A 12,946-nucleotide genomic window follows, 5' to 3' on the forward strand; every position below is an offset into this window, starting at 1 on the left:
GAGAAGGGAGATAAAATGACTGATGTTAATGATTAGTAAATTTATTCATTCATAAAATCCATCATTAGCCACACTAATCATAATTTCTAATTATTTATTATCGGTCTTTACAGCAATATCTTTAACGCCTAAAGTTAATCAATCATATGATTAACTTTATAGTGTGGAATGAAACCATCAGCAAAGCCATCAGATACACCGATGACTTCTCGCGGCGAACAGGCAAAGCAAGCTCTGATTGACGCCGCCATCGCCTTGTTTGGTGAGCGAGGGTTGGAAGGTGCCACGACGCGCGATATTGCCTTAAAAGCGGGGCAAAATATTGCCGCGATTACCTACTATTTTCAGTCCAAAGAGGGGCCTTACCTCGCCGTTGCTCGCTGGATCAGCGACTTTATCAGTCAGGCTTTCGCCCCCCCTACAGCAAGAGTGCTCATTATTTCTTTTACAGAAAGACCCCAAACCTGATGCGTATTTAGCTTTCATTCATCGAGGGCTTGCTATCTTCTGCCACCTGATGACACAGCCAGAAACGCTACACCTCAGCCAAATTATGTCACGTGAACAGCTAGCGCCCACGGCCGCCTATCCGCTGATTCACCAGCAATGCATCGCGCCATTGCATCGGCTCATGACGCAGTTGGTCGCGGGTTACAGTGGGCTTCCCGCTGATAGCGCGGTGACAACGCTGCATACTCATGCCTTGTTAGGCGAAGTGCTGGCTTTTCGCATGGCGCGTGAAACGATCCGCATTCAGGCTGGCTGGGAATCAATCGGTCCCGAACAGGCCGATCTGATCAACCAAGTTTTACAACAACATATTGATTTACTTCTGAACGGATTGCGTATGACTTATTCGTCAACGGCGCAATCGACTACGGATGGGATGAGTGATGAATAACAAAAAGCTCGTTGGAATCGTTGCTGTTTTAGTGATTATCGCGCTGGTGATTGGCGGCATTTATTACTATCGCAGCCAAGAAGATCGGGGTTTAACGCTGTATGGCAACGTGGATATTCGTACCGTTAACCTTGGTTTTCGCGTTAGCGGCCGTTTAGCCTCACTGGCGGTGGACGAAGGCGACGCCGTTGCCCCTGGCGCCCTATTAGGCAAGCTTGATGACGCCCCTTTCATCAATTCGCTTAATGAAGCCAAAGCCAATGTGGCCGCAGCGCAAGCGCAGCTTGATTTGCTGCTGGCGGGATACCGTGCGGAAGAAATCGCTCAAGCACGCGCTGCGGTGGCTCAACAACAGGCGGCGTTCAGCTATGCCGATAGCTACTTAAAGCGTCAGCAAGGCTTATGGGCCAGTAAAGCCACGTCTGCCAATGATTTAGAAGACGCGAAAACAGCACGCAATCAAGCATTAGCCAATCTGCAAGCTGCCAAAGATAAGCTGTCTCAATACCAGACGGGGAATCGCCCACAGGAAATCGAACAGGCGCAGGCCGCTTTAGCGCAGGCACAGGCCGCCGCCGATCAGGCCGAGCTGAACCTTAAAGATACCCAGCTCTTTGCGCCTTCTACCGGCACCGTTCTCACACGCGCCGTTGAACCCGGCACTATGCTGGCTTCCGGTAGCACCGTCTTCAGCGTTTCACTTACCCGTCCGGTGTGGATCCGCGCCTATGTCAGCGAAGAGAATCTTAGCCGTGCAATACCGGGAACCGAGATTGAAATCTACACCGATGGCCGTCCCGATAAGCCTTACCGCGGCAAAATCGGCTTTGTTTCACCGACTGCCGAGTTCACGCCAAAAAGCGTCGAAACGCCAGAATTACGTACCGCGCTGGTCTATCGCCTGCGCGTTATTGTCACCGACGCCGATGACAGCCTGCGCCAAGGCATGCCAGTGACCTTACGTTTTAACGATAACGGTGCCAAACGCTAAGGGATGTGATGATGAGTGCGCAACATGAAATCGTGCTCGACGGCGTCGAAAAGCGTTTTGCGGGCATGGATCGACCGGCGGTCGCGAGTCTCTCCACGCGCATCGCCAGTGGCGCAGTAATGGGGCTGGTTGGCCCCGACGGCGCAGGAAAAACCACGCTAATCCGCATGCTGGCCGGTCTATTAAAACCCAGCGCCGGTACGGTGAGCGTAGTGGGGTTAGATCCGCTCACGCAGGACAGTGAATTACACGCCATTTTGGGCTATATGCCGCAGAAATTTGGCCTGTATGAAGATCTCACCGTTATCGAAAACCTAACCTTATATGCCGATTTACGCGGCGTTATCGGCGAAGAACGACGCAAAACCTTCGATCGTCTGCTCAAGTTTACCGACTTAACCCGTTTTACCGAGCGCTTAGCGGGCAAGCTGTCAGGCGGCATGAAGCAAAAGCTAGGGTTAGCCTGTACGCTGGTCGGCGAACCCAAGGTTTTGTTACTCGATGAGCCGGGCGTTGGCGTTGACCCTATTTCTCGACGCGAACTGTGGCGCATGGTGCATGAGCTGGCCGATGAAGGGATGCTGATCCTCTGGAGTACTTCGTATCTCGATGAAGCCGAGCAGTGCCGTGAGGTGTTGCTGATGAACGAAGGCAAACTGCTCTACAGCGGTGCCCCGCAGCAGTTAACTCAGCGCATGGCCGGACGCACCATTTTGCTGCGCGCCAAAAATATCTCACATCGAAAACTATTGCAGCGCGCCATCTGTTTACCTTCCGTCAGCGACGGTGTGATCCAAGGTAAATATCTGCGCCTTATCCTGAAAGATAACGTCGATCATCAGGCGTTATTACATGATTTAAACCAGCCGGATGCTGAGCTGCTAGAGGCTGAACCTCGCTTTGAAGATGCCTTTATCGATCTGCTCGGCGGCGGGCCGGATCATGAATCAGAACTGGCAAAAATCATGCCGCAGGTGAAAGTTGATCCCAACGAAACAGTGATTGAGGCGCAGCAGCTCACTAAAAAATTTGGTGATTTTGCCGCCACCGATCACGTTGATTTTCAAGTTAAACGCGGCGAAATTTTTGGTTTACTGGGGCCAAACGGCGCGGGTAAATCCACTACCTTTAAAATGATGTGCGCCCTCCTCAAACCCACCAGCGGCAAAGCGTTGGTTTTGGGAATGGATCTGAAAACAGACTCAGGCCGTGCTCGCCAGCATCTGGGCTATATGGCGCAGAAATTTTCGCTCTATGGCAACCTCACGGTGGCACAAAACCTGAAGTTTTTCTCCGGCGTTTACGGTTTGAAGGGAAAACAGCAGAAAGAAAAAATTGAGGGCATGGTTAATGCGTTCAACTTCACCCCTATTTTGAATCAAACGCCGGACTCTTTACCGCTCGGCTTTAAACAGCGTCTGGCGCTGGCCTGTTCGCTGATGCATGAACCAGACATTCTGTTTTTGGATGAGCCAACGTCGGGCGTCGATCCCCTCACCCGCCGCGAGTTTTGGCTACATATCAACGGCATGGTGGATAAAGGCGTTACCGTGATGGTGACCACGCACTTTATGGATGAGGCCGAATACTGCGATCGCATCGGGTTAGTCTATCGCGGGAAAATCATTGCTGCGGGCTCACCCGATCAGCTCAAACACAGCGTCGCCAGCGATGACAATCCAAATCCGACTATGGAGCAGGCTTTTATTGAGCTGGTTCAGGGCTACGACAAGGAGCAAACGGCATGAGTGAAAGCGCCAACAGTATTCACTTTTCGTGGCGGCGATTGCGCGCCCTGTGCCGCAAAGAAACAGCTCAGATCCTGCGCGATCCCAGCAGTGCGCTGATTGCGGTGGTGATCCCTCTGTTATTGCTGTTTATTTTTGGCTACGGCATCAACCTCGACTCCAGCAAACTGCACGTGGGTATTCTGATGGAGCAACAGTCAGAAGATGCCCGCGATCTCACCAATACGTTTCTTGGCTCGCCGTATATCGCAGCCACAGTCAGCGACAACCGACAGGCGCTGATTAAGCAAATGCAGGCGGGTAAAATTCGCGGGCTTATCGTCATCCCGGTTGATTTTTCTGAACAACTGGCTCGTCCGCAGGGAAAATCCCCGATTCAGGTGATTACCGACGGCAGTGAGCCAAATACGGCAAACTTTGTGCAAGGCTACGCGGAAGGCATTTGGCAAATATGGTTACAGCAGCGCGCCGTTGATAAAGGGGGCGAATTCAAGCCGCTAATCGACGTCCAGCTACGCTATTGGTTTAACCCTGCCGCCATCAGCCAGCACTTTATTATTCCTGGAGCGATAACCATTATTATGACGGTTATCGGCGCCATCCTGACATCGCTGGTCATTGCCCGCGAGTGGGAACGCGGCACGATGGAAGCCCTACTTTCTACGCAGGTGACGCGCACGGAATTATTGCTGTCTAAGCTGCTGCCTTATTACGTGTTAGGGCTACTGGCCATGGCGCTGTGCATGGCGGTGGCGGTCTTTGTGATAGGGGTTCCGTATCGAGGATCGCTGCTGATTTTGTTCGTGATGACCACGCTGTTTCTCGCCAGCACCCTAGGGATGGGATTGCTCATCTCTACCATTACCCGTAATCAGTTTAATGCGGCGATGGTGGCGCTCAACGCGGGGTTCCTGCCTGCCGTGATGCTTTCTGGCTTCATCTTTGAAATTGACAGTATGCCCGCCATTGTTCAGGCCGTGACCTATGTGATCCCTGCCCGCTACTTCGTAAGCACCTTACAGACCCTATTTTTGGCCGGTAATATCGGCAGCGTGCTGATGGTTAACCTGCTGTTTTTAATTATTTCTGCCGTGGTCTTTATTGGACTTACCGCGTGGAAAACCAAGCGCCGACTGGATTGAGGATTTGTCATGTTCTATAGACTGTGGACATTAATCATTAAAGAACTTCAATCGCTGCTGCGCGATCCGCAAACTCGCGCCATCTTGATTATGCCGGTCATTTTACAGGTGGTGCTATTTCCTTTTGCCGCAACGTTAGATGTCACCAATGCCAGCATCGCGATCTATAGCGAGGATACCGGCCAGTCGTCGGTAGAACTCACCCAACGTTTTGCCAAGGCCGAAGCCTTTAGCAACGTGCTACTCCTACACAGCCCGCACGAGATCGCACCCACGATTGATAACCGTAAAGCGCTGCTGTTGATCCGCTTTCCGGCTAATTTCTCACGCGATATTTTGTCTGGTCATCAGGCACCGTTACAGATAATTTTGGACGGACGCAGCTCCAACAGCGCGCAAATCGCGGCTAACTATGTTCAGCAAATCGTTCGAGACTATCAACAAGAGCTTATCAGCGGACAGCCTGTATCCACTCACGATCTAGCCCAGAAAAACTCTGAGCTCGTTATTCGCAACTGGTATAACCCAAATCTGGATTACAAATGGTTTGTGGTGCCGTCGCTGATTGCCATGATCACCACCATCGGCGTGTTAATTGTTACGTCGCTGTCGGTGGCACGCGAACGCGAGCAGGGAACGCTGGAACAGTTGCTCGTTTCCCCGCTGAATACTTGGCAAATATTCGTTGGCAAAGCGATTCCAGCCCTGATTGTCGCGACGTTTCAGGCCACCGTGGTGTTGTTGATCGGGATTTTTGCCTACCAAATTCCGTTTGCCGGTTCCCTGTTGCTGTTTTACTTCACCATGCTGATCTACGGGCTTTCGTTAGTCGGGTTTGGTCTGCTGATCTCTTCGCTGTGCTCAACGCAGCAGCAGGCGTTTATTGGCGTGTTTGTGTTTATGATGCCTGCGATTTTGCTATCCGGTTATGTATCGCCGGTAGAAAACATGCCGGTTTGGCTGCAAAACCTCACATGGATAAATCCGATTCGTCACTTCACCGATATTACCAAAGAGCTTTATTTGAAGGATGTGAGTTTCGATATTATCTGGCACAGCCTGTGGCCGCTTCTGGTGATAACCCTAACCACCGGCAGCGCCGCCTACGCGATGTTTAGACGTAAGATTGCGTAGCGAAACGCGTAAATAGCTTCAAGGATGAAGAATATCCCCAAAATAATTGGAGCGGCTTGAAGGCGGCAAGTGAGCAGCTTCAAGGATGAAGGGGATAAGGACTCTTGCTATACTGCGGCATAGTCTTTGCCGCAGGCGCAATGTCATCATCTTAGATAGGGTTAGATCAGCATCATGTTAAGTTCGAAGGAATCATCTAATAGTACCGATGCCTCTCTTTCTGGGATCACGCGCAGCTATATGCTGTTTATTTTTTTGCTGGTTCTGGCTAATTTGCTCTACGGCTATAACTATGTGAATGCCTACATCAACAGCAAGCAAACCATGCTGGCAACGGTTGCCGATCAGCTGCAAAAGCGTATCGAAACCTACCGATTTGTGACCTATCAGGTGTATGACAACCTTTCCGCGTCTAACTCCGTGCAACTGCCCTCTCCGATCAATGAAATTCGGTTACGCCCTGATATCTATCTATTGGAAAAGAGCCGCCATAAAACCGACGCGCTGATTTTTGGCCAGCATGATGCTAGCACCAGCGATTTAGCGCTGCGCATGTCGAACTATCTCGATATTTTGTGGGGCGCGGAAACCGAAACCTATTCGATGTATTATCTGAACGGGCAGGATAATAGCCTGATCTTAGTTTCGACGATGCCGATGAAAGATCTCTCTGCGCGTTATAAAGAGGGATATTTGGGCAACGTCGTCGAATCTCGCAAAACCGAAATGCTGCAACAGTCCAATTCATTAGATGAACGCGAAGGTTTCTCGGGATTACGCAAGTTTCGTTTCCTGAACTCTTATTATTTCACCTTGCGCACCACCTTCAATAACCCCGGACATTTAGCGACCGTGGTAGCTTTCGATCTGCCTATCGGCGATATTTTGCCGCGTGATTTGCCGGTTCAACGTTTCCTGATCACTGAAAACCCTGAATCACCGTCAGAATTGATGTCGCGTGAAGAGCTGCCAGACGCGTTCTCTACGCTGAGATGGCCGTGGTTAACGATCAGCGCGCCGCTGTATAACACGCCGCTAAAAATCGATTTTAATATTCCGATGACCACGCTGACCGTAGATATGCTGAGGAATAATTTCTGGCTGGTGCTGATTAATTTATTGGTGCTCGTTCTGTCATTCACCGGCTTCTATTTCGTGCGCCACCAATATATTCGCCCAGGTAAACGCATGGCTGCGCAGCTTAGCGCCCAGCAGGAAATGAATCAGGAAATTATTACCCATTTACCGATTGGCCTACTGATTTATCGCTTTGACACCGATACCGTGGTCGCCAGCAACAAAATTGCCGACCACCTGTTGCCTCATCTTAGCCTGAGCAAAATTGCCAGTATGGCTCAAGAACATCAGGGGCGAATTCAGGCAACGGTTAACAATGAAATGTATGAAATCCAGATGGTGCGCAGCCAGCAGAATATTAAATCTGCCCTGTTCTTAATGCGCGATCTGGATAAAGAAATGATGGTCAGCAAAAAGCTGAAACAGGCGCAGAGTGAATATGAGAAAAATCTGACCGCACGTAAAATCATGACCACTAATTTAAGCCGCGAGCTTAATGCGCCGATGATTAATATTCAGCAATTGGTCGCTGATATTAAAAATAATAAAGAAGATCCGCGCCTGCTAGATTTACTGTGGGCAGAAACGCGCCATGCACAGGCTCTGATTGATGAAATCACGCTGCTCACCGAAATTGAAAATCGAGACTGGCGTCCGGTAACTGAAACATTCAACCTTAACAAGCGCATTGATGAGCTGCTAAAACGTAGCTTGCCCGAACTGCGCCGTAAAGGGCTTACGCTGATTAACCACACGGATATCGATCCCGACAAAGAGTTTATCGGTGATATTCGCTCGCTAGAACAAGTGCTTTCCATGCTGCTGCACTATTCCATCATTACCACGGTGTATGGAAAAATCACCCTGAAAGTGACGCAGAAACCCGAGTCTCCTGACCATATTTGTTTTGAGCTCAGCGACACCGGCACCGGCGTATCCAATAAAGAGATCAATGGATTACGCTATCCAAACCTCGGTGAGCCGCAAAGCGATCGCTTCGCCAGAGGCTCAGGGATGACCTACTATCTTTGTGCCCAGCTATGCAAGCGCATGAGCGGCAGATTGGATATCCAAAGCAAAGACGATATCGGAACGCGCTACAGCTTTAACTGCATTATGCATCCGGTGGAGCATCCAGAAGAAGAATCGGAAAAACTGCTGGACGGGATCACAGCCTATCTGCAAATCACCTCCGATGAAATTCGCAGCCTGATCATGCATAAACTTGCCGCGTTTGGTGCCGCCTCCATCATTGCCGATGGCCGCGATGCCAACGAAGAATATGATATTACGCTCACCGATGCGCCAGAGAATGCGGAAGATTACACCCTGCTGCTGGTTTCCGATATTGACGGCTTTGAAGAGTACGCGCCGCACCGTATTAAGGCTAACTTCAACCTCACCGAACCACTCATTGACGCCATTTTGCTGTTGATTGAACAACAAATAGCGGTCACAGAATCGCCAATCGATGCGGAATATGCTGAAAATGCAGATCCTGCATCTGATAGCTCTCCTTTTAAATCAAAGGATTACTTTTCTCTGTTTATGGAAACAGTACCGGAAGATGTACAGAAACTGTATACTGAAGCCGAACAGAGTGATTTATCCCCGCTTTCTCTGACTGCACACCGACTTAAAGGTGTTTTTGCCATGCTTAATATCCCCACCGGCAAAACTCTATGTGAACAGTTAGAACTCGCCATTAAAGAAAGCGATGTAACAAATATAAAGATTTTGATCAGTCAGATTGATACTTTTGTCAGCCGACTGCTTCTACTAGGTAGCCAACAACATGAATAACCTAAATGTAATTATTGCTGATGACCATCCAATTGTCCTATTCGGTATTAGGAAGTCACTTGAACAAATCGAATGGGTTAACGTTGTCGGGGAATTTGAAGACTCAACGGCATTAATCAATAGCTTATCTAAGCTGGATGCGAATGTACTGATCACCGATCTTTCCATGCCGGGCGACAAATACGGCGATGGCATTACCTTGATTAAATATATCAAGCGCCATTATCCGCACCTGTCCATTATTGTTCTCACTATGAACAATAACCCTGCCATTTTAAGCGCAGTTCTGGAATTGGATATTGAAGGGATTGTCCTTAAGCAAGGCGCACCGGCTGATTTACCGAAGGCACTGGCTGCATTGCAAAAAGGCAAAAAATTCACCCCAGAAAGCGTGTCCAAACTGCTGGAAAAAATTAGTGCGAGCGGCTACGGAGACAAGCGTTTATCACCAAAAGAAAGCGAAGTACTCCGCTTATTCGCCGAAGGTTTCTTGGTAACAGAAATTGCTAAAAAACTGAACCGCAGCATTAAAACCATCAGTAGCCAGAAGAAATCAGCCATGCTGAAACTGGGCGTCGATAACGATATTGCACTGCTGAACTATCTTTCTTCCGTCAATATTATGTCGGTGGATAAAGACTAAGTTTAGACCGAGTCTCAATATGGCATTATGCCATGACGGTGTAAGGTTTCGTTCGCCTATCAGCAACGGCATTTGCCTATAAACTGAGTGAAGGCGACCGATGAGGGGCGCCAACGCGCGCCCCTTCAATCCTCGCGCTTTTGTCCGCGACGCCATCTCCGCATCGGGTCGGCATGCGCCATCCTTGGCGCCTCCTCCCCTCGTAGAAACATCCTGTTTCTACTGCTCTATCTACCAAAACTTAAAAAAATTAAAAGATAAGAAGGCAAAATGTCTTTTGTCTTTTTCGTGTTAGATGAAATGCGTTTTAGAGCCGCCAGCAGGGATGCTGGTGGCAGGTCGAGGGCGCACACGATGTGCGCTCCGAGACCGGTCGGCCAAACGAATTGGTAATAAGCGTGTGAGTTGAGAGCCCCCACGCGATGGGGCTCTCATCGAACGCCTTCAACTAAGGCTAAATATAAAAACTGCAATCAACAGGCGGTCGAAATCTTACACTATAAGCGTCATAGAATAGCGCATACAGAATCTTACACTTGCAGACCCAATCACTCTAAATTGAGTTCGCTCTTCCCTTCCTCACCACCTCAGCAAAATGATGCAGTGATTTTTGTAGCTCTTCCAGCGTCACTGGCTTCGACAAACAGCTATCCATACCAACCTGAATACAACGCTCCCGCTCTTCCGCCAGCGCATTCGCCGTTACGCCGATAATTGGCGCGGTGCGGCCTTGCTGGCGCAGACGTGCAGTCAGCTGATAACCATCCATGTTTGCCATGTTCACGTCGGTCAGTACAATGTCGGCCTGCTGTTTCGCTAAGGCGCCTAATGCATCCAAACCATCGCTTGCGGTTGATACCGACTGATACCCTAATGAAATCAGCTGATCGGCCAGCAGGCGGCGGTTGATCGGATGATCGTCAACGATAAGGATATGCACATCGCTGTAATCTTTAACTTCAATAGGGCCATTATCTTCAGAAAGATCGGGGAGTAATGCCGTGTCTTCTGGCACAAAGATACGGCGTAGAATACTCAACAACTCCAGCGGTGCCGCCGTGCTAAGCACCCATGAGCCGTCCTCTTTGCGTTTCGCATGGCCTAAATACTCTGCGGATAGGCGGATGTGGGTCTTAACCGGAGTAATTAGCGTCACATCATGATCTGAAATCAAAATCCCCTGCTCATCGCAGTGCTCGCTGGCGCTGCATAGGTGAACATCTGCACCGGCCATGGTCAGAAGTTTCAACAGATATGCTTCCAAGCGCGCATTATGGATCTCAAGCCAAACGGTTTTTTGTGCCAATGCCGCAATTTCAGGCGCTGATTCCACCGCCTGATACATCGGAATACGCACGGTAAATATGCTGCCCATTCCCGGTTCCGATTCTACGGCAATGTCGCCGTCCATCAGACTGACCAGCTTTTCACAGATGGCCAGCCCCAGACCGGTTCCTTGGAAATGGCGCTGCACACCGGTTCCGACTTGGAAGAAAGGATCGAACAACTTCATCACGTCGCGGAATGGAATACCAAGACCGGTATCACGCACGCGGAACTCGAGATAGAAATCCTGTACCCGCACCTGAAGAATAATGCAGCCCGTATCGGTAAATTTGATCGCATTGCTTAGCAGGTTCGACAGCACCTGCTGAATACGCATGATATCGCCAGCAACGGAATCCGGTACTTCGGGCTCAATAAAGCAGTACATCGCCAAGCGCTTACGCACCACCAGCGGCAAGTAGTTGCCGATAATATGCGGGATCACCTTACGCGGCTCGAAGGTTCCCGGCTCTATTTTGAGCTGTTCGGATTCTATTTTTGAGAAATCGAGAATGTCGCTGATGATTTTAAGCAGCAGACCCGAGGAGTTGCTCATCGCCGCTAGCAGACGCTGGGTTTCTTCCGGCAGCGACTTAGTCTGTAGCAGGTCGAGATTACCAATGATGCCATACAGCGGCGTTCTCAGCTCGTGGCTGACCGTCGCCAAGAACATCGACTTCGACTGACTGGCCTGCTCGGCGGCATTGGCAAGCTCTTGCAATGACTCTTCGATTTTAACGCGTGCGCTTACGTCAATCATGACGCAAATCGCCACATCCTCATTGCGATAGCGAGAGTGAACAAAGCTAATTTGCAGGTTCTGGTTCTGACTGGTGATGACGTCGACCACGCTGCTAGGTTGCTCGCAGATAATGCGCGTGATCCGATGGCGGTCTTCAGAGGTAAACAGGCTGATATAATTATGCGCCAGTTCATTACTCAGAATATTACTACCGTCTTTAATGCGCAGAATACAGATGCCAACCGGCGCAGAGGCCACGATTTTACGGTTAAATTGCTCATGTTCTTCAAGGCGAAATGCGTTATTTTCTGCCGGAGAAAACATCTTGCGCTCAAATAACCACGTCAGCACAAACAGAATAAGCGCGCTGATTAAGTTTAATATCACCGCATTAATCAAGAGTAGATTAAAACGCTCGAGCAATACGCTAGTCGGCAATGAATAGACAATGCTTAATCCCGACGGGCTTAGTTTCTTTTTCAGCAACAGGGTGTCATAGCCGCTGTTATAGCCAAAATAGTTATCGTCGTTCGGAATACCTGAAAGGGCTGGTTGCTCACCGCCGTTTTCAGTGTAGGTCATTAATACGTCATTATTTTCATTCAACAACGTGACACCCACCGGCAGCGTGGAAGGATTAGTAAAATCCTCCAGACGGATATTTTGCTCGGTGCCTAGCAGCGCTTCCAGCTTGTTGGCGATGTAAACCGGCGTAATAACATAAAGCGCCCCCACGTCATTTTGAGTACCGGGGATCACCCAGAACAGCGTGTGTTCTTTCTCTTTATTATTGCTGTTTTGGAACATCAAAATCCGCTGATGTAAATTGCGGAACACATTGCTTTGGTCGAGCGGTGTATTACGAATACCAAAATCAGCCAGACACAAGCTTTCACCACCGATAAAGAAGATTCGGTTGAGGTCATATGCGGCAACGAAATTCTCTTTCCAATAGTTGATGAAATTACTCAGCGACTCTAACGAGTTCTGGTAATTATCGCTCAGCAACTGACAGTCAGACTCAGGAAAAATCGGCGTCAGCGGCGGAAGCGTATTCTTTCCACTGAATACGCCGTTAATCATATCCAGCCCAGTAACGGACCAACTCAGTCGATTTTCCGCAATATAGCGAATATCCCGCATGATGCTGGCGGAGTGCTTGATCACCCCCTGCGCCTGATCAAAATTCAGGTTGAAGTCTTGGCGGATGTCCGACTCTTTCTCATGAAATTCATTGAGAATATAAAATGTGGTCAGCAAAGCGCCCAAGATCCACAGCATCAGCGCCAACGATCGGAATAGATAGCGTGAAATTCGCAGCGTTGTTCGGAAAGAGGCTAGATATTTCAAAGGATTACCATTGCAGAAGACGGTCAGTTAAACGAAAGGCCTACATTCAAGTATCACACTAGTCACTAGAGATAAAAAAAGCCAGTACA

The 12,946-nt window shown here is 49.3% G+C and carries 7 protein-coding genes and 1 pseudogene; 7 read left to right on the forward strand and 1 reads right to left on the reverse strand.

What is annotated here, in order from left to right:
* Positions 1–168: 168 nt before the first annotated feature.
* The 7 genes and pseudogenes from DSM2777_RS17715 to rcsB all read left to right on the forward strand — a co-directional run bounded on the left by DSM2777_RS17715 (position 169) and on the right by rcsB (position 9,439).
* Positions 169–901, forward strand: a pseudogene (locus tag DSM2777_RS17715) (CerR family C-terminal domain-containing protein).
* A complete protein-coding gene (gene hlyD, locus DSM2777_RS17720) occupies positions 894–1,892 on the forward strand; it encodes a secretion protein HlyD (RefSeq protein ID WP_061554717.1) in 999 nt (332 codons plus the stop codon). The pseudogene DSM2777_RS17715 and the gene hlyD overlap by 8 nt, the downstream one beginning before the upstream one ends.
* Positions 1,893–1,900: 8 nt before the next feature.
* Positions 1,901–3,640, forward strand: coding sequence for an ATP-binding cassette domain-containing protein (locus DSM2777_RS17725; protein WP_130985601.1), 1,740 nt, complete (start codon positions 1,901–1,903; stop codon positions 3,638–3,640).
* Positions 3,637–4,782, forward strand: coding sequence for an ABC transporter permease (locus DSM2777_RS17730; RefSeq protein ID WP_061554719.1), 1,146 nt, complete (start codon positions 3,637–3,639; stop codon positions 4,780–4,782). Before DSM2777_RS17725 ends, DSM2777_RS17730 begins: the two co-directional genes overlap by 4 nt.
* Positions 4,783–4,791: 9 nt before the next feature.
* Positions 4,792–5,916 carry an ABC transporter permease gene (locus DSM2777_RS17735; protein ID WP_061554720.1) on the forward strand — a complete coding sequence of 375 codons (1,125 nt, stop codon included), beginning with the start codon at positions 4,792–4,794 and terminating at the stop codon, positions 5,914–5,916.
* 174 nt (positions 5,917–6,090) lie between these two features.
* Complete coding sequence (gene rcsD / locus DSM2777_RS17740) at positions 6,091–8,796, forward strand: phosphotransferase RcsD (protein ID WP_046459044.1); 2,706 nt, start codon at positions 6,091–6,093, stop codon at positions 8,794–8,796.
* Positions 8,789–9,439, forward strand: coding sequence for a response regulator transcription factor RcsB (gene rcsB, locus DSM2777_RS17745; RefSeq protein WP_025798039.1), 651 nt, complete (start codon positions 8,789–8,791; stop codon positions 9,437–9,439). Before rcsD ends, rcsB begins: the two co-directional genes overlap by 8 nt.
* Before the next feature lie 553 nt (positions 9,440–9,992).
* Here rcsB and rcsC read toward each other — a convergent pair.
* On the reverse strand, positions 9,993–12,857 hold the full coding sequence (gene rcsC, locus DSM2777_RS17750) for a two-component system sensor histidine kinase RcsC (RefSeq protein WP_061554721.1): 2,865 nt from the start codon (positions 12,855–12,857) through the stop codon (positions 9,993–9,995).
* Positions 12,858–12,946: the final 89 nt, after the last annotated feature.

The organism is Obesumbacterium proteus (assembly GCF_001586165.1).
In the GTDB taxonomy this organism is placed as follows: Bacteria; Pseudomonadota; Gammaproteobacteria; order Enterobacterales; family Enterobacteriaceae; genus Hafnia; species Hafnia protea.

What these genes read in the sequence shown, in the direction of transcription:
- rcsB (WP_025798039.1), top strand. Translation starts at nt 8,789, where the DNA reads ATGAATAACCTAAATGTAATTATTGCTGATGACCATCCAATTGTCCTA.
- hlyD (WP_061554717.1), top strand. Translation starts at nt 894, where the DNA reads ATGAATAACAAAAAGCTCGTTGGAATCGTTGCTGTTTTAGTGATTATC.
- DSM2777_RS17730 (WP_061554719.1), top strand. Translation starts at nt 3,637, where the DNA reads ATGAGTGAAAGCGCCAACAGTATTCACTTTTCGTGGCGGCGATTGCGC.
- rcsD (WP_046459044.1), top strand. Translation starts at nt 6,091, where the DNA reads ATGTTAAGTTCGAAGGAATCATCTAATAGTACCGATGCCTCTCTTTCT.
- DSM2777_RS17725 (WP_130985601.1), top strand. Translation starts at nt 1,901, where the DNA reads ATGATGAGTGCGCAACATGAAATCGTGCTCGACGGCGTCGAAAAGCGT.
- DSM2777_RS17735 (WP_061554720.1), top strand. Translation starts at nt 4,792, where the DNA reads ATGTTCTATAGACTGTGGACATTAATCATTAAAGAACTTCAATCGCTG.